Source organism: Paenibacillus sp. MZ04-78.2, from assembly GCF_024213375.1.
Lineage (GTDB): Bacteria > Bacillota > Bacilli > Paenibacillales > NBRC-103111 > Paenibacillus_G.
In genome coordinates, this window is the sequence record NZ_JANAVJ010000016.1 from 55,618 (window position 1) to 72,459 (window position 16,842).

16 protein-coding genes and 1 pseudogene are annotated in these 16,842 nt (G+C 54.7%); 14 read left to right on the forward strand and 3 right to left on the reverse strand.

The genetic code is table 11. The annotated features are described in order from the left end of the window. Nucleotides 1-20: 20 nt before the first annotated feature. From NLX71_RS13865 to NLX71_RS13905, 9 genes are all read left to right on the forward strand, one after another. The gene (locus NLX71_RS13865; protein WP_254364271.1) at nt 21-2,171 is read left to right on the forward strand and encodes a PAS domain S-box protein; all 2,151 of its coding nucleotides are present in this window, start codon (nt 21-23) and stop codon (nt 2,169-2,171) included. Nucleotides 2,172-2,418: 247 nt separating this feature from the next. Continuing rightward, nucleotides 2,419-3,528 (forward strand): UDP-N-acetylmuramoyl-tripeptide--D-alanyl-D-alanine ligase, encoded by a 1,110-nt coding sequence (locus NLX71_RS13870; RefSeq protein ID WP_254364272.1) that lies wholly within the window; start codon nt 2,419-2,421, stop codon nt 3,526-3,528. 278 nt (nt 3,529-3,806) lie between these two features. Further along, entirely contained in the window at nt 3,807-4,286 is a 480-nt protein-coding gene (locus NLX71_RS13875; protein ID WP_254364273.1) for a universal stress protein, read from the forward strand. 82 nt (nt 4,287-4,368) lie between these two features. Beyond that, on the forward strand, nt 4,369-6,153 hold the full coding sequence (locus tag NLX71_RS13880; protein WP_254364274.1) for a LytS/YhcK type 5TM receptor domain-containing protein: 1,785 nt from the start codon (nt 4,369-4,371) through the stop codon (nt 6,151-6,153). Continuing rightward, nucleotides 6,128-6,910, forward strand: a complete 783-nt coding sequence (locus NLX71_RS13885) for a LytR/AlgR family response regulator transcription factor (RefSeq protein ID WP_254364303.1) — start codon at nt 6,128-6,130, stop codon at nt 6,908-6,910. The genes NLX71_RS13880 and NLX71_RS13885 overlap by 26 nt, the downstream gene beginning before the upstream one ends. Nucleotides 6,911-7,074: 164 nt before the next feature. Continuing rightward, nucleotides 7,075-7,404 carry a DUF485 domain-containing protein gene (locus tag NLX71_RS13890; RefSeq protein WP_090668812.1) on the forward strand — a complete coding sequence of 110 codons (330 nt, stop codon included), beginning with the start codon at nt 7,075-7,077 and terminating at the stop codon, nt 7,402-7,404. A gap of 3 nt (nt 7,405-7,407) precedes the next feature. After that, nucleotides 7,408-8,943: a solute symporter family protein gene (locus NLX71_RS13895; RefSeq protein WP_254364275.1), complete on the forward strand. Its 1,536-nt coding sequence runs from the start codon at nt 7,408-7,410 to the stop codon at nt 8,941-8,943. 150 nt (nt 8,944-9,093) lie between these two features. Next, entirely contained in the window at nt 9,094-11,547 is a 2,454-nt protein-coding gene (locus tag NLX71_RS13900) for a CoA-disulfide reductase (protein WP_254364276.1), read from the forward strand. Nucleotides 11,548-11,562: 15 nt separating this feature from the next. Continuing rightward, nucleotides 11,563-11,823 carry a metal-sensitive transcriptional regulator gene (locus NLX71_RS13905; protein WP_254364277.1) on the forward strand — a complete coding sequence of 87 codons (261 nt, stop codon included), beginning with the start codon at nt 11,563-11,565 and terminating at the stop codon, nt 11,821-11,823. 211 nt (nt 11,824-12,034) lie between these two features. On the opposite strand, the gene NLX71_RS13910 is transcribed toward NLX71_RS13905, so the two are convergent. Then, complete coding sequence (locus NLX71_RS13910; RefSeq protein ID WP_254364278.1) at nt 12,035-12,637, reverse strand: TetR/AcrR family transcriptional regulator; 603 nt, start codon at nt 12,635-12,637, stop codon at nt 12,035-12,037. 163 nt (nt 12,638-12,800) lie between these two features. Between NLX71_RS13910 and NLX71_RS13915 the strand changes: the two genes are divergently transcribed. Continuing rightward, nucleotides 12,801-13,487 (forward strand): DUF2306 domain-containing protein, encoded by a 687-nt coding sequence (locus tag NLX71_RS13915; protein WP_254364279.1) that lies wholly within the window; start codon nt 12,801-12,803, stop codon nt 13,485-13,487. Between the two features lie 70 nt (nt 13,488-13,557). On the opposite strand, the gene NLX71_RS13920 is transcribed toward NLX71_RS13915, so the two are convergent. Together NLX71_RS13920 and NLX71_RS13925 are read right to left on the reverse strand one after the other, a co-directional pair. After that, nucleotides 13,558-13,908 carry a DUF6843 domain-containing protein gene (locus NLX71_RS13920; protein ID WP_254364280.1) on the reverse strand — a complete coding sequence of 117 codons (351 nt, stop codon included), beginning with the start codon at nt 13,906-13,908 and terminating at the stop codon, nt 13,558-13,560. Next, nucleotides 13,902-14,807: a LysR family transcriptional regulator gene (locus NLX71_RS13925; protein WP_254364281.1), complete on the reverse strand. Its 906-nt coding sequence runs from the start codon at nt 14,805-14,807 to the stop codon at nt 13,902-13,904. The genes NLX71_RS13920 and NLX71_RS13925 overlap by 7 nt, the downstream gene beginning before the upstream one ends. Before the next feature lie 233 nt (nt 14,808-15,040). Here NLX71_RS13925 and NLX71_RS13930 point away from each other — a divergent pair. From NLX71_RS13930 to NLX71_RS13945, 4 genes and pseudogenes are all read left to right on the forward strand, one after another. After that, a pseudogene (locus NLX71_RS13930) lies at nt 15,041-15,214 on the forward strand (GntP family permease); the annotation flags it as partial. Between the two features lie 41 nt (nt 15,215-15,255). Then, entirely contained in the window at nt 15,256-15,408 is a 153-nt protein-coding gene (locus NLX71_RS13935) for an SDR family oxidoreductase (RefSeq protein WP_254364282.1), read from the forward strand. 23 nt (nt 15,409-15,431) lie between these two features. Further along, on the forward strand, nt 15,432-16,133 hold the full coding sequence (locus NLX71_RS13940) for a CoA transferase subunit A (RefSeq protein WP_254364283.1): 702 nt from the start codon (nt 15,432-15,434) through the stop codon (nt 16,131-16,133). Between the two features lie 16 nt (nt 16,134-16,149). Beyond that, nucleotides 16,150-16,812, forward strand: coding sequence for a CoA transferase subunit B (locus tag NLX71_RS13945; protein ID WP_254364284.1), 663 nt, complete (start codon nt 16,150-16,152; stop codon nt 16,810-16,812). The last annotated feature ends 30 nt before the right edge of the window (nt 16,813-16,842 follow it).

The window sequence follows — 16,842 nt, forward strand, 5'->3', positions numbered from 1 at the left end:
GAAGGAGGTGTCTGCTTTTCATGGAGCAGGATTCCCTGATCAAGTACAGCTTCACCTATGCCCCCGGCGGTATCGCGTTCCTTTCGACGGAAGGATATTTTATCAGGGTCAACCCGGCGTTCGGCCGCCTGCTGGGCTATACCGAAGATGAATTGGCGAACCGGCAGGAGAAGCAGCTTACTTATCCGAATGACCCGGACGTCAGGGAGGCGGCATCCCCGCTGCTTGAACCCGGCGCCGCACCGGGGATGCCGGTGGTCAAGCGGTATCTGCACAAAGACGGCGGCACGGTCCGGGTAAAGCTCGACGTCATCCTCATCCGCGATCAGGATGGGGCGCACGCCGGCTTTTGCGCTTACGCCTCGGAATGGCCGGACGCCGAGGAACCTAAGTTGCCCCAAGCGGCGGAGCTGTACGAGATGGCTTCGGAGCATACCCGGGACGTCATCTCTTACGGGATTGACGGCGTGCTGCAGTTCGTTTCCCCGGCTTCGCTCAAGCATCAGCTTGGCTTCGAGCCGGAGGAGCTGATCGGAAAGCACGCCTCCGAATTCATCCATCCGGACGATCTTGCGTCCTTGGGGGAACAAACCTTTCGGGAATCCGACTCTTTCATCTGCCGGATTCGCCACAAGCAGGGGTATTATGTCTGGTTTGAAGTGTCCGTGAAGCGGGTCGTCGATTCCGAAGGAGCCCAGCTCAAGGAGATCTATATCGGCCGTGACGTCACGGAACGGGAGCGGGCGCAGACTGCGCTTCGCCATAGCGAACAGAATCTGGCGCAATCGCAGCGCATCGCCCGTTTGGGCAGCTTTGAATGGGACGCGCTAACCGGCAAGATGGTGTGGTCGGACGAACTGTGCCGCATTCTTAAAACCGATCTGCATCCAGATGTGACGTGCGAGGAACTGATGACCCGCATTCACCCGAATGACCGCGAGGCGGCGCGGCAATCCATGCGGGATGCGCTGGCCGGACGCGAAATTCAAGTGGAATGCAGGATTGTTCTGGGCGACGGGACGGTCAAGTTCATCCGGATTCAAAGTATTACGACATTGACCTCGAAAGGAAGACCGTCTCGGATCAACGGGACGATTCAGGATATTACGGACCAGAAGCTGATGCTGCAAATGCTTGAAGAAAGCGTAGACCGGTATACGTCGCTCAAAAAATATAATTTGGACGCGATCGTCTCGCTTAATAAGAGCGGGATCATCACGTCGGCCAACCCTGCGGCCGAATCCATTACCGGTTATTCCGCGCTGGAGCTGATCGGTATGCCTTTTGCCGATTTGCTGGCGCCCGAAGAAGAAGGGACGCAGACGCAGCTTCATAACATCATGCACGAAGGCGCTTTGTCCGGTATGGAAATGAAGATCGTCCGCAAGTCGGGACATCTGGCCTGTCTGCTCGCGACGCCGGCCCCGATCTACGTCAACCGCAAGCAGGTCGGCTGCTACATGATCGCCAAGGATATTACAGAGCAGAAGCGAAAGGACGAGCTGCTGCTCAAGTCTGAAAAGCTGACTATTGCCGGGCAGCTTGCCGCAGGGGTCGCTCACGAAATCCGCAATCCGCTGACGGCGCTCAAGGGCTTCGTTCAGCTGATGGGCCGATCGGAGCATAGCTATTCGCACTATTTGCCGATTATGAAGGAAGAGCTGGAGCGGATCGAGGTGATCATCAGCGAACTGCTGATGCTGGCCAAGCCGCAAGCCATTCAAATGAAAATCGCCGACCTCGCCGTGCTCGTTCAAGAGGTCGTGACACTGACCGGCGCGCAGGCAGTGCTGCTTAACATTGAGATCCGCTTTTTCCCAACGGGCGATCCGCTGCCGATCCGCTGCGATCCGAATCAAATCAAGCAGGTGTTCGTCAACTTTTTGAAAAATGCATTCGAGGCGATGCCACGAGGAGGGACGATTGATGTAAGTATGGAGGCCACGGAGCAGGGACTTGCCTTGGTCCGCGTCGCCGATCAAGGCTGCGGCATTTCGCAGGAGCAGCTGCGGCAGATCGGCGAGCCGTTCTATTCGACCAAAGAAGCGGGAACGGGACTCGGCCTGCTCGTCAGCCACAAAATTATCGAGCATCACAAGGGCCGGATTCACATCGCCAGTGAGGTGGGCGTCGGCACGACGATCCAGGTCACGCTGCCTATCCACCGTTAGTCGGCGGGGCGGCGCTCTAAGAAAAGCCGGATGTACGACAAGTCATGTCCGGTCTCCTTTTTGCGGGTATACTGGAAGGAAAAGATGCAGCGTGAGAAGGAGGCCTGATTTGTAATATCTCTCATTAATCGGGCATGTACCCCTGTTGGGACAAAATTATGATCCTTTAAACTAATCGTAAAAAGAATTCATCAAGGGCTAAGTCTTTCAGGGGAGACATTTTACGATTGGCGGTGGACGGGAAAGCATGAGGAAAAAATCAATTCTGTACAAACCGATCATTGCGGTCACCGGCAGCTCCGGTAAAACGACAACAAAAGAAATGATTGCCGCGGTATTGAAGAAACGTTGGCAAATTTTCAAATCCCCCCAAAACCGAAATGCCGTGTCGGCCACCAAAAGGCATGCAAAATTGCTCCGGTCTGTTCACCGGGCCGCTGTTTTGGAATATGGCATGCAGTATTACGGAAACATCAAACGCCACTGCCACTATATTCGTCCCAATATAGGGGTTATCACCCATATTGGAAGGGCCCATATCGGCAATTTTGGCGGCCGAATTCAAGGTGTGGCCAAGGCGAAGTCGGAATTAATCCGTTACATGAAACCGACAGGAACCTTATGGCTGAACGCCGACGACCAGCATTCCAAACTGCTGCGAACGAAGGGATTCAAGGGCCGCATCGTGCGAATCGGAATCCGCAACAAAGCCGTTTACCGGGCGTCTAAAATCCATACCGCCAAGCGCGGAATGACATTCCGGGTGAAGCTTGACGGGAAAGAACACCGTTTCTATATCCCTATTTTAGGAAGGCATAATATTTTTAACGCGTTGTTTGCAATTGGCATTTCACATCGTTTGGGATTTACACCGAAGCAGATCCAGAGCGGCCTCAAAACCTATGAAAAACCAAAAAGACGGCTGTACGTATATGACTTGAGAAGAGGCATAAGATTAATCGATGATTCTTACAGCGCAAATCCGGATGCGGTAAAAGCCGCTCTTGATGTATTAGCCGCTACCGGCCAAAAGAAAAAAATTGCCGTATTGGGTTCCATGTTGGAATTAGGCGCATATTCAGTTTATGGCCATAAAGAAATAGGAAGATATGCGGCACGAAAAAACATCACCCATGTATACGCCATTGGAAAACATGCCTCACAGATTATCGCAGGGGCCAGAGCAGCAGGCTTTCCCGCCCAAAACTTGCACAGCTTCGGCTCCAGGGCACAGCTTCGCAAGGCATTAACTCGAGCGATACAACCGGGCACGACTATTCTTGTCAAAGGGTCAAATCAGATGGGATTGAACAAAATCGTAGCGTATTTGAGGCAAACTGATTTCAAAAGCAGATAAAATGCATGATGTGAAAGAGTCGTGATATTTCAATTAAGATCTTCATGGCGCTCTGTGAAATTAAATAAGGGAAAAGACCGGCGTTCGAATCGGACGCCGGTTTTTCTATGGTCACATTTGGCGCGTCTTATTTCCATATTCACCGTATCGTTGTGTTTACATTTGTATTTTTCAGATTTTTCAGCCTCGCAACAACAATGTGATCCATGTCATTCCGATCGGGGAGGAAGCGCGGTAACATAAAATTAGAGTAGATCTCAGGGAAAGGGATGGTTGTCATGCCGTATCAAAACATATTGGCCGCATTTGACGGCTCGGCATTATCGGTAAAAGCGCTGGAAAAGGCTATAAAATTTGCTCAAGATCATGCCGCGAGGCTTGAAGTGATTCATGTCTGCCACATTCCCGTTCCGGTGTTCGGAGGGCCGATGTATGCCGCACCGTTCAACGAGGATCAAGATTACTTGCTTGCCGCCCAAGGTATGATGGACGAGGCCAAACGACTAACCTCTGAGCTGCCCAACGTCAAGGTGAGCCTGAAGCAGGGACAGCCGGCTGTTGCCATTCTGGAATACGCCGAAGAAAGCGGAAGCGACCTGATCATTATGGGAAGCAGAGGACTAGGCGGCCTGCGCGAGTTTGTTCTTGGCAGCGTCAGCCATCATGTGGTTCAGCACTCGAAAGTTCCGGTGCTGATTGTCAAGTATAGCCGGTTCAACGCACCTTTACGGTGCTTTTTTTATCTACATAAAGCATGATAGCAGCTATCTAAAAAGTTTACTCTCCGGCGCTCAATTCCGAGTATAATGGGGATAACTAGCCAAGGAACGGGGGATGCGGATGCAGCACTTAACCTTGCTGCTCATGGAGCGGATGGGACTGCTATTGTTGATTACGTTCATCCTTACCCGAATCCCGCAGTTTCGTTCCCTGCTCGACCGGAGGCCGGATTGGAGAACCGGATTGACGTTTTCGCTGGTTTTCGGTCTGGTCAGTATCGGAGGCACGTACGCCGGGGTGACGATTACCGGGGAGAGGGTGGACTCTTCCTTTCTTGTCGCTTCCCTTCAGCCGGAGGAGGCGATGGCGGATTCGGCGCTAATCGGGGTGATGGTGGCCGGTCTGCTCGGCGGGGTCGCCGTAGGCACGGGGGCGGGTCTCATCTCCGGCATTCACGCCTACAGTCTAGGCGGGATTACCGGCGTCGCCGATGCGGTGTCTACGCCAATTCTGGGTCTCTTGGCCGGACTGGTCGCCCGCTTCTTTGCCGAAGAAAGAGTTATCGCGCCGGTGAAGGCGCTGTTTATTAGCGTGTTTGCTCCCATCCTGCAAATGGGCGTCGTGCTGATTGTGAACGAATCTTCGCCGGCCGCGATCCGCACGGTGGACCTCATCGGGATACCGATGGTGGCGGCCACCAGCGTGGGAGTCGGCATTTTGGTCGCGATGATTCAAGCAGCCATGAAGGAAGAGGAGAGGGCCGCCGCCTCCGAGACGCAGCGGGCGCTGCATATCGCGGAAATGGCGCTTCCGTTTCTTAAGCAGGGGCTGACCTTCGAGACCGCCGAAGCGGCGGCCAATGTGCTGCGCCGGGAGCTTCGCGCCAGTGCGGTCGCCGTCACGGATACGAAGCAAATATTGGCGCATGTCGGCACCGGGATGATGCCGGGCATACAAGGAACGCCGATCGCTTCGGAATTGTCGAGGAAGGCGGTCCAAACCGGCGAGATTCAGATTGCCAAAACGAAGGAGCAGATTCAGCCGCACCATCCGGCCATCGGCGCAGCGATTATCGTTCCGATCCGCAGTGGCGGGCAAGTCGCGGGATTAATCAAATTGTATTATCCCGGCGTCAGGCAAATCCGTCCGGTGGAGGAGGCTTTTGCCCAAGGGCTCAGCAAGCTGATCTCGATCCAGCTCGATATCGCGATGGCGGAGCAGCTGAGAAGCTTGATGAAGGACGCGGAATTGAAAGCGCTTCAAGCGCAAATTAACCCGCACTTTTTGTTCAATACGCTCAATGCGATCGTCACGTTGATTCGGATCAAGCCCGAAGCGGCCAGACGGGTTACCGTGCAGCTCGGGCATTATATGCGCATGAACCTGACGATGACCCAAGCGCCGCTTGTCCCGCTGTATAAGGAATTGGAGCATCTTCATACGTACCTCGGAATCGTGAATATCCGGTTTGAGGACCAGCTTTCCGTCGATTGTCAATGCGATCCCGGTCTGGAATCTGTGTCCATCCCGCCTTCCACGCTCCAGCCGCTGGTTGAAAACAGCATTCATCACGGCTTTAAAGGGCGGACGGACAGGGGCAACATTCATGTCGAGCTCCGCCGCAGAGCGGACGGGGTTCACATTGTGGTCAAGGATAACGGCAACGGTTTTCCGTCAGACGTATTGAAGACGCTGGGAGCTTCTCCGGTCACGGGCGGCGGGAGCGGAAGCACAGGTATCGGAATCTATAACGTGAACCGGCGGCTGATTCACCTGTTCGGCCCGGAGGCGAGGCTGAAATTTTCCAACCTGCCCGAGGGAGGGGCGCGCATCGAATGTACGATACCTTATCATGTGGAGGAAAGGCGTGAAACGATCGATGAAAGTGATGATCGCAGAGGATGAGCGGCTGGCGCGGGAGGAGCTGACTTATTTATTGTCCCGGGAACGGGATGTCGAGCTGTTGCCTTTTGCTACGAGCGGCATCCAACTGCTGGAGCTGGGAACAGTGCACAAGCCGGACGTCATCTTTCTCGACATTCATATGCCCGGCTTGGACGGGGTGCAGACCGCACATAAACTGATGGATGTCGATCCGCGGCCGTATATTGTTTTTGCGACGGCTTACGAACAGTATGCTGTGGAAGCGTTCCGTCTGGAAGCGGCCGATTATTTGTTAAAGCCTTACGACGAGGAACGTCTTCGTCAGACGCTGCAAAGAATACGCAAAATGCGGACTTCCTCCGAAGGGACAGCGGTCCTGCCCGCTGCCGCGACGGCTTCGCTGGCTGCGGATGGGGCGATCCGGTCCCGGAGCGCATTCAAGCCGAAGCTGCTCATCGATGACGGCAGCCGTATGGTGGTGGTCGAGCCTGCGAAGATCAGCTATGCGGTCAAGGAAGAGAAGCTGACGCAGATTCATATGGCCGACGGGCAGGTGCATGTGACCCGGCAAACGCTTCAGGAGCTGGAGGAGAAGCTGATCGGGTATGCTTTTTTCCGGACGCACCGCAGCTATTTGGTCAATGTGGACCGCATTGATGAAATCGAGCCGTGGTTTAACGGGGCTTACAACGTCGTCTTGAAGGATGCCGGGCGGAGTAAAGTGCCTTTGTCCAGAGTCTCGGCCAAGGAATTGATCAAGCGGCTGCAGGGAGAGTAGCAGGTCGGGAGAGGACGCCGTTCGGGACGGCTTTTGACCGTTTGAGGGACGTTTTTTGACATTTCGCGACGAAGCGAAAGTGATCCGCACATTCCTATGCTACAATTATAAAGCGCTTACAAGTAAAAACTTGGGATCTGAAAACTTTGCAGGAGGGAAACCCAATGAAAGCACAAACCCGAAGGAATGCTTACAGCGAAATCGTACGCTCCGATACGTTCCGCAGGCTAATGGTTCAAAAGAAACGTTTTATCCTGCCGATGTCGATCTTTTTCCTCGTGTTCTACTTCGTTCTTCCGGTCCTGACCTCGTATTCTCAAGTGCTGAACACCAAAGCGGTCGGTTCGATCACGTGGGCATGGATTTTCGCTTTTGCGCAATTTATGATGACCTGGGTGCTGTGTTCGCTGTATACCCGCAAGGCGGTCCAGTTCGACGCCTTGGCCGAACAAATCAAAGACGAGTCCAAAACGAGCCTGCGGAAGGTGGGGTAGCCGATGATGAATACAGCCTTTCTCTTGTTTCTGATCATCGTGGCGGGAACGCTGGTCATTACGTATTATGCGGCCAAAAAAACGAAGACCGCCAGCGAGTTTTATACCGCCGGGGGCGGGTTGACCGGCTGGCAGAACGGTCTGGCCATAGCGGGCGACTACATGTCTGCGGCTTCCTTCCTGGGGATCGCCGGGATGGTGGCGCTGTTCGGCTTCGACGGCTTCTTTTACAGCATCGGCTTTCTTGTCGCGTACCTCGTCGTGTTGTATTTGGTCGCGGAGCCGCTGCGCAATCTGGGCAAATATACGATGGCGGATATGATTGCGGCCCGTTTCGACAACAAGAAAGTGCGGGGCGTGGCGGCGCTGAACTCGATCACGATCACGATCTTTTATATGATCGCTCAATTGGTGGGCGCCGGAGCCTTGATCAAGCTGCTGCTCGGTCTCGAATATTCGACCTCGGTCTTGATCGTCGGAGCGCTGATGACCGTCTATGTCGTCTTCGGCGGGATGACGGCCACGAGCTGGGTGCAGATCATCAAATGCGTGCTGCTGATGGCGGGAACGTTCATCATTTCGCTGATTGTGTTCGCCAAATTCGACTTCAATCTCCTTCATATGTTCGACGAGATGGCGAAGGCTACGCCGTTGAAAGAGGCCTTCTTGAATCCGGGCAACAAGTTTACGAACGGGCTTGATACGATCTCGCTCAATATGGCGCTCGTGCTCGGTACCGCGGGCCTGCCGCATATTTTGATCCGCTTTTTTACGGTAAAAGACGCTCCGACCGCCAGGAAGTCCGTGGTTGTCGCGACTTGGGTCATCGGGGTGTTCTATGTCATGACGATTTTCCTCGGCTTCGGCGCGGCTGCTTTTGTCGGGAAGGATGTCATTGTGCAGGCGAACGCGGCGGGCAACATGGCGGCACCGCTACTGGCGAAGGCGCTCGGCGGCGATTTCCTGTTCGCTTTCGTCTCGGCTGTAGCGTTCGCTACGATTCTGGCGGTCGTCGCCGGACTCGTACTCTCGGCAGCCTCGGCCTTCGCGCACGACTTTTACAGCCATATTTTGCGTAAGGGGAAGGCGACGGAGAAGGAGCAGATAAGGTCTGCGAAGCTGGCCTCCGTTGGGGTTGCGATCATTTCGATTATCCTGGCGCTGTTTGCCCAGAAGCTGAACGTTGCTTTTCTCGTCTCGCTGGCTTTCGCCGTTGCTGCGAGCGCCAATCTGCCGGTCCTCGTGTTCACCGTGTTCTGGCGCAGATTCAATACCGCCGGCGCTGTGACAGGAATGCTCGTGGGCTTGATCAGCTCGTTGATCCTGGTCATTGTCAGCCCCAACGTGTGGGACCCGGTCGCAGGGAAGGCTATTCTCGTCGGGGAGCCGCTGATTTCGCTGACGAATCCGGGCATTATCTCGATTCCGATCGGATTTTTGGGCGCCATTGCTGGAACCTTGCTTTCATCCAAACGCAACGACGAGAAGTACGATGAGATTCTGGTAAAAGCGAATACGGGCATGCAAGAGGTCGTGTGAGTTGAATCGAATAAGCGGAAATGGTTTGGGGAGTCGTGCAGGCGCACGGCTCTTTTTTCGTCAGTCCGGTTGACTTGACTTGGATACCCCTAAGGGTTTATTATATACCCTATAGGGTATTAATTACTTCATAGAAAAGGACTGATTGGCGTGCCTAAAAATATTGTCATTGTTGGCGGAGTGGCGGGCGGCGCTACGGCGGCTGCCCGATTAAGACGTTTGAACGAGCACGATTCGATCACGATGTTCGAACGCGGAGAGCATATTTCGTTTGCCAATTGCGGGCTGCCTTATTATATCGGGGGGACGATTGCGTCCCGCGACAAGCTGCTGCTTCAATCGCCGAAAGGAATGAAGGACCGGTTCGGCATCGATGTCAAGGTGCGAACGGAAGTGACGGCGATCGACCGGGCGGGCAAAAAAGTACGGGTCAAGCAACTGGACACCGGCGAAGAGGCGGAATATCCGTACGATGTTCTCGTACTATCTCCGGGGGCGAAGCCTATCGTGCCGGAAATTCCGGGCTTAGCCGAGGCGGAAGCGGTGTTTACGCTGCGAAATATTCCTGATACGGACCGGATTCACGCATGGATCAACGAGCAAAAACCGAAACATGCCGCAATTATCGGCGGTGGCTTTATTGGCGTCGAAATGGCCGAAACCCTGCGTGATCGCGGTCTTGAAGTGACAATGATGGAGCGGAACGGACAGGTGCTGGGACCGCTTGACCCCGAGATGGCCAAGCCGGTAGAACGGCATATGCGTCTCAAAGGCGTAGATCTTATGCTCGGCACGTCCGTCGTCGCCATCGAAGATCGCGGGAAAACGCTGCGCCTGTCCTCGGGGGAAGTTCTCCGGACGGATATGCTGCTGCTGGCGATCGGCGTGACGCCGGAGAGCGGATTGGCCCGCGAGGCGGGGCTTGAGCTTGGCGTGAGGGGAGCCATCCGTGTAAACGAGCGGCTGCAAACGAGCGATCCGTCCATCTACGCGGTCGGCGATGCAATCGAGGTCAAAGACCGGACGCTTGGCTTCGAAACAGTGGTGCCGCTCGCTTGGGGGGCCAATCGTCAAGGGCGGCTGGTTGGGGACGTCATTCAAGGGCGGAAAGCTTCTTACTCCGGGGCTTACGGAACGGCGATTGTCAAAGCGTTCGACCTGACCGCGGCCGTCACCGGGGTGAATGAGAAGACGCTGAACAAGCTGGGGGTTCCGTACGAGGCCATCCATATCCATCCGGCCTCTCACGCCGGGTATTATCCCGGCGCCGCGCCGCTGTCGCTCAAGCTGCTGTTCGACAAAGCAAGCGGCGTCATTTATGGCGCGCAAGCCGTCGGGCAGGACGGGGCCGACAAGCGGATCGACGTAATCTCCACGGCGATGCGCGGAGGGATGACGGCAGCCGAGCTGGCCGATCTGGAGCTGGCGTACGCGCCGCCGTATTCGTCGGCCAAGGACCCGGTTAATATGGCGGGATACGTTGCATCCAACGTGATGGAAGGCTTGGTCGAGACGATGCAATGGCACGAGGCGGATGCGTATGTCGAGGGCGGTGGACTGCTCGTTGACGTTCGGGATGAAGTCGAACGGATGGCGGGCTACATTCCGGGTTCGGTCTGCATTCCGCTGAACGATTTGCGCAACCGGCTGCACGAGCTGCCGGTCCAGCATCCGATTGTCGTCTCGTGCCAGGTCGGCTTGCGGGGCTATGTCGCGGCCCGGCTTCTTCAGCAGCACGGGTACCGGGTGCGCAATTTGGATGGGGGCTACAAGACGTATGCCGCGATGGCTGACGAGCCGTCCCTTCCGCCCCCCGGGACGGGCAGCGGTCCGTCGGTACCGGTCGATTCCCCGATCCCGGCTTCTGCGGTTCAAGTCCAGGTCCAAGTCGACGCTTGCGGATTGCAGTGTCCGGGCCCTATTATGAAAGTATACGAAGCGGTCCGGCAATTGGCGCCGGGAGAACGGCTCGAAGTCAAGGCCACCGATTTCGGATTCGCCGCGGATATTGCCAAATGGTGCGAAAAAACAGGCAATCCGCTGGAGACGGTCGAATCTTCGCCCGAAGGCGTGCGGGCGGTACTCATTAAAGGAGCGGAAGCCGCAATGCAGCAATCCGTCCCGGCTGCGTCCAAAAACGGCGCAACCATGGTCGTGTTCAGCGGTGATCTGGACAAGACGATCGCCGCCTTCATCATCGCTTCAGGAGCCGCGGCGATGGGCAAGCCGGTCACGATGTTTTTCACCTTCTGGGGCTTGAACGTGCTGCGCAAGGCCGGAGCCCCGGCCGTCAAGAAGGACGGTATGGAGGCGATGTTCGGGATGATGATGCCTAAAGGCACGGCCGCCCTTCCTTTGTCCAAGATGAACATGGGAGGTCTTGGCGCCAAAATGATTCGCCGCGTCATGCAGGACAAAAATGTCGATTCGCTGGAAGCCTTGATGGGCAATGCGATCCGGTCCGGCGTCAGGCTGGTCGCATGTACGATGAGCATGGATATTATGGGCATCCGCAAGGAAGAATTAATCGACGGTATCGATTATGCCGGCGTAGCGACTTATTTGGGCGATGCCGAGGATTCGGGCTTGAATTTGTTTATTTAGAAGAGGTGAGTCGGTGTGGAATACGATAATGCGGTCAAAAACCGGTTGAAGCGGATCGAAGGCCAGATTCGCGGAGTGCTCGGCATGATGGAAGAAGGAAAAGATTGCAGAGACATCATAACGCAGCTGTCAGCGATAAGGACGGCCGTGGACCGGACGATCGGCACGGTCATCGGGGCGAATCTGGAGCATTGTATCCGGGAGGAGCTGGAAAAAGGCAACTCGCCCGATCAAGTGATCCAAGAGGCAGTGCAGCTACTGGTTAAGAGCCGATAGGATAAGGGTCTGGCCTGACCGTCCATGACCGTTCACTGCGGCGTTTGACTGGCACGGCATCAAGGGGCACGGACTGCCCCTGCTCTGCGCTTGTCGAGAAGCGGGCTAGTACTGCTAGCCCTCTCTTGGACATAAAAAGCAAAAGCCTGCATTCGCGAAAAAAAGCACATCCAACTGGCTGTGCTTCTTTTCGATCGTTGCGAAAGCCCTCTTATTTTTCCGAAGCGCGCTTATAGGTGCCCAGCAATTGCTCAATATGCTTCGTCACATATCCGACATGCTTGTTGTCCCGGGTCAACCGGCTTGCCATAATGCCGCCTTCGATCGAGGAGAAGACGAAGGAAGCCACCGATTCGGTATCCATGTCGGCTCTGAATTCCCCATCGACTATCCCCTGCTGCAAAATGCTTTGTAGAAACGACAGCATTCCGTTGTAAGCGGTCAGCGCGTGTTCGCGGATGCTGGGGTACGAAAGATCGCTTTCTACGGCGGTATTTAAAAAGGGGCACCCGCCTTGGAGCGGAGGATGATGAACGGCATCGCGGTATACGCCGCACATCGCCACTATTTTCGCCGTAGCGGTCTTGGAGCCTTGCATCGCCGCCGAAAAATGTTCCCACAGCACCTTCCCCGCATATTCGAACGCTGCAAAAGCAATTTCGTCTTTATTGGAGAAATTGCGGTAAATCCCGCCTTTGGTCAAGCCGGTCGCTTCCATAATATCCTGTATCGTTGATCCGGAGTATCCCTTTTGATTAAACAGCAACGCGGATTTTTTAATGATATGGGCCTTCGTTTGTTCGCCTTTACGCATGGACAGGTTCCTTTCTCGCCTTATCGTTGTGCGGATTTCAAGGGCTCTCTTGCTCGTACATATATTGTAACATTTTATAAGTGAATGATAGTACATGGTGATATATAATAAAAAAAGAAACCGGACGGTCCGGTTTTTCATTTTGGAAAGGAGGGCAGCTTGCATGGGAAAACTAAGGAGCAGGAGCAAGTCGCTGTACCTGCTGATGATCGTCGTTGCGGTCGTTTATATGCTTTACGTGACGTATGTTAATTTCATTCATGACCCGCAAGCGACTGAATTTCTGAGTCATAAAACCGGATTGAAACGTCCCGTCGTTCTCCCGGTCTGGTTAAATGTGATGTATGTTCATATTGTTTTCGCCTGCGTGGCCATGATCGCGGGGGCCATTAACTTTTCAACGAAAATATTGAGTAACCACCGGAGGCTGCACCGGGTAAACGGCTATTTGTACCTCCTGTCCGTTGCGGTAGTCGTCCTTACTTCCGGCTATATGGCCCCGTTCTCGACCGGGGGAAAAATCAACAGCATCGCGTTTAATGTGATGAATCTTATTTTCATGGGATTGACCATCGCAGCGATTGTGCAAATCAAACGAAAAAAGGTCGAAAGCCATCGGAAATGGATGGTTCGCAGCTACGCTTTTTGCTTCACGAATATGTTCATCCATATGATCACCTTTGTTTTGCATAACGGGTTCGGCGTCGAATATGCGCTCAGCTATACGCTGGGAGTCTACGGTGCGCTAGTGCTGAACTTCGCGTTGGCCGAGATCGTCATCCGCTGTATTTATACCAAACCTGCGGCCATTGTGCCGCAAGGAAGCAGGAAAGGTAAGGTCACGATCTGACGATCGGCTATTTTGCCAGAAAAAAAGCGCCATCCAACGGACGGTGCTTTCTTCTTTTCATAACCACGTTTCAATTGCGGTTCTTCTCATCTTTCCATTGCTGTTCCGTACCCACGAAAAAAACATTGACCGAGAGTTGTTCCGTAGTGCCTTTTGAGGTTAGAATGTTTTTCGTTCCCATCCCTTGGCCGCGTATCATGTCAAGCTCAATTTTGTTACGGTTCCCTTTCTCGTCGAGATAATAAAATTTCATTCCTCCCGATGTTGGAGAATCCGATGTATTCAAAATCCCCGTGCGAGGAATGAGATGGACATATTCCTTTCCCTCGCGAAGCAGCGGAGGGCTGCTTCCAATAACAACTGCAGCAATGGAGATTGCAAAAAAAACGACAAGATAAAGCACATACAATTTCTTCAACAAACAGGCTCACCGCCAGCCGGGCCGGAGGTCTGTTCGACGAATCGGAGGAATTCTCGCATCGCGTAGGAAACGTAGCGCTCCTTGTTCCAAATGACGACGAGATTCCACGGAATCACCGGATTCGTCATCGGCAGCACCCGGACGTCCGGGTTCACGATCTTGGAGCAGATCGCTTCGGGCAGCAGGGCGACGCCCAGTTCGGCGGCGACCATCTCCACAAGCAAATCCCATTGGGAGCTTTCGTGCGCGATGAACGGATGAAAGCCGGCCTGGTGGCACGCTTCGAGCACGTGATGGCGGACGCCGAAGCCTTTGGCGAACATGAGGAACGGCTCCCGGCCCAGGTCGGCTAGCTTCACCGGGGAACGCTCCGCCAGCGGGTGCGACCGATGGAGCACCAACGCCAATTGCTGCCTAATAAAGGGCATCGTCCCGAAACCGGCTTTCTCGTCCGGGGAGATGACGACGCCCAAATCGATCGATCCGTTCAGAACCAGTTGCTCGATGCTTTTGGCGCCTTCTTCGACCATCTCGAATTGAAGACGGGGATACAGCTTCTGAAACGGCGCGACGACGCGCGGGAAAAAAACGGAGCTGATCACGGGAGGGAGCCCGATCGTAAGCGTTCCGGTCTTGAGCTGGGAGACGTCGTCGAGCGTAATATACAGGTCGTTCACCGCTTGAAGGATGTGATGGATTTGTTGGATCGCCGCGCTGCCCGCATCGGTTAGCTTGACCTGCTTGCCCGAACGGTCGAACAACGTAACGCCCAGCTCTTCTTCCATGCTCCGAACCAGCTTGCTTAACGTCGGCTGCGTCATATGAAGCGCTTCCGCGGCTTTGGTGAAATTTTGTAGTTTGGCGACCTCAAGAAGATAAGTCAAGTTTCGCAAATCCAAAAAACTCATCTCCACCTATAATTTTTTGGCATCGTTGCTATTCGATGTATGAATTTTACCTCGTTACGTTCCCCATTGTAAACTGGAATAGCCGCAAGAACTTCCAATTTCGGGATACAAAATTTCCAAAACAAAGCAGCTTCGACAACCCGGTAGCTGATTTTTTGTAATCGCTATCTTTGGAAGCGTTTGAAATGTATTCATCTTAGAGGGGGAAAGAGGAAAAGCACGAGATGATCATCGAAGTTCTGGCCATAGTGTTCGCCTTGGGATTACTCATGTTTTTTGCTTACCGGGGCTATCCGGTCATTGTATTTGCTCCGATTTTCACCTTGCTGGCCGTCGTCATCTTGGGCAATGCGCTCATGACCAGCTATACGGAAACGTATATGACGAACGCGGCCAGCTGAACGATCTGGCAAAAACCCGTCAGGTGCCGCTGGAGCGGGTGCTGGAAGAAGTTATTTACCCGCTCGTCCCGCAAAAGCGGCTGCTGTCGGTCGAAGAAATCGCCGAATTCGCCATGCCGATCGCCAACGACAAAATGAAGGGCGTCACCGGAGCATCGCTGCTGATCGACGGAGGTTACACCGCGCAATAAACCATAACGAAGGAGGAGAGGACATGGGTACAAGTAAAGTGATGGACTCCATGACGGAAGCTGTACGGGATATTCGAGACGGAGCCGTTCTGATCGTCGGCGGCTTCGGGCTGTGCGGTATTCCGGAGCATCTGATCGCGGCATTGAGGGAGCAGGGGACGAAGGATTTGACCGTCGTCAGCAACAACTGCGGCGTCGACGACTGGGGGCTGGGGCTGCTGCTGGCCAACCGGCAAATTAAGAAAATGGTGTCCTCCTATGTGGGGGAGAACAAAACGTTCGAGAAGCAGTTCTTGAGCGGTGAGCTGGAGGTCGAACTGGTGCCGCAGGGCTCGCTCGCGGAACGGATTCGGGCAGGCGGCGCGGGGATTCCGGGCTTTTACACGGCGACCGGCGTCGGGACTCCGGTTGCGGATGGCAAGGAGCACAAGACGTTCGACGGGCGGACGTACCTGCTGGAGCGGGCGATTGTCGGGGATTTTGCGCTGGTCAAAGCTTGGAAGGCCGATCCGATGGGGAATCTCGTCTTCCGCAAAACGTCGCGCAACTTCAATCCGATGGCCGCCGCCGCGGGCAAAATTACGATTGTGGAAGCGGAAGAGGTCGTCGGCGTCGGGGAGCTGAACCCGGACGAGATTCATACGCCGGGTATTTACGTGCAGCGCGTTGTACGGGGCGGAAGCTACGAGAAACGGATCGAGCGGTTAACGGTCCGCAGCGTCTAAAAAAGGAGGGTTCCACATGAGCGATAGCCGAACCAAAATTGTGAAACGGGCTGTTCAGGAAATTCAGGACGGCATGTATGTGAATTTGGGCATCGGGATGCCGACGCTGGTCGCCGACGAAATTCCGGCTGAGCTGAGCGTCATGCTGCACTCGGAGAACGGGCTGCTGGGGATCGGGCCTTATCCGAAGCAGGGCGAGGAAGACCCGGACCTGATCAATGCCGGGAAAGAAACGGTCACGGCAATTCCGGGCGCTTCGTATTTCGACAGCGCCGAGTCGTTCGCGATGATTCGCGGCGGGCATATCGATCTGGCGATTTTGGGCGGGATGGAGGTTTCCGAAGGGGGCGATCTGGCCAACTGGATGATTCCCGGCAAAATGGTCAAAGGCATGGGCGGCGCGATGGATCTGGTGAACGGAGCCAAGCGGATCGTCGTCATTATGGAGCATGCCAACAAGCACGGGGAAGCGAAAGTGAAAAAGGAGTGCACGCTCCCGCTGACCGGCCAAGGCGTCGTACATCGGCTCATTACGGACCTCGCCGTCTTCGATTTTACCGATCAAGGGATGGTGCTGGTGGAATTGCTGGGCGGCGCAGGGCTGGACGAGGTGCGGGCGAAAACGGAAGCTTCGTTTACGGTCGATCCCCGGCTGGCGGAGGAATTGGGCGGCGCTTGACTATATATGTCTGTTTAACAAAGCTTGGAG

What these genes read in the sequence shown, in the direction of transcription:
- NLX71_RS13875 (WP_254364273.1), top strand. Translation starts at nt 3,807, where the DNA reads ATGCCGTATCAAAACATATTGGCCGCATTTGACGGCTCGGCATTATCG.
- NLX71_RS13870 (WP_254364272.1), top strand. Translation starts at nt 2,419, where the DNA reads ATGAGGAAAAAATCAATTCTGTACAAACCGATCATTGCGGTCACCGGC.
- NLX71_RS13885 (WP_254364303.1), top strand. Translation starts at nt 6,128, where the DNA reads ATGAAAGTGATGATCGCAGAGGATGAGCGGCTGGCGCGGGAGGAGCTG.
- NLX71_RS13915 (WP_254364279.1), top strand. Translation starts at nt 12,801, where the DNA reads ATGGGAAAACTAAGGAGCAGGAGCAAGTCGCTGTACCTGCTGATGATC.
- NLX71_RS13880 (WP_254364274.1), top strand. Translation starts at nt 4,369, where the DNA reads ATGCAGCACTTAACCTTGCTGCTCATGGAGCGGATGGGACTGCTATTG.
- NLX71_RS13865 (WP_254364271.1), top strand. Translation starts at nt 21, where the DNA reads ATGGAGCAGGATTCCCTGATCAAGTACAGCTTCACCTATGCCCCCGGC.
- NLX71_RS13940 (WP_254364283.1), top strand. Translation starts at nt 15,432, where the DNA reads ATGGGTACAAGTAAAGTGATGGACTCCATGACGGAAGCTGTACGGGAT.
- NLX71_RS13910 (WP_254364278.1), bottom strand. Translation starts at nt 12,637, where the DNA reads ATGCGTAAAGGCGAACAAACGAAGGCCCATATCATTAAAAAATCCGCG.
- NLX71_RS13895 (WP_254364275.1), top strand. Translation starts at nt 7,408, where the DNA reads ATGATGAATACAGCCTTTCTCTTGTTTCTGATCATCGTGGCGGGAACG.
- NLX71_RS13945 (WP_254364284.1), top strand. Translation starts at nt 16,150, where the DNA reads ATGAGCGATAGCCGAACCAAAATTGTGAAACGGGCTGTTCAGGAAATT.
- NLX71_RS13890 (WP_090668812.1), top strand. Translation starts at nt 7,075, where the DNA reads ATGAAAGCACAAACCCGAAGGAATGCTTACAGCGAAATCGTACGCTCC.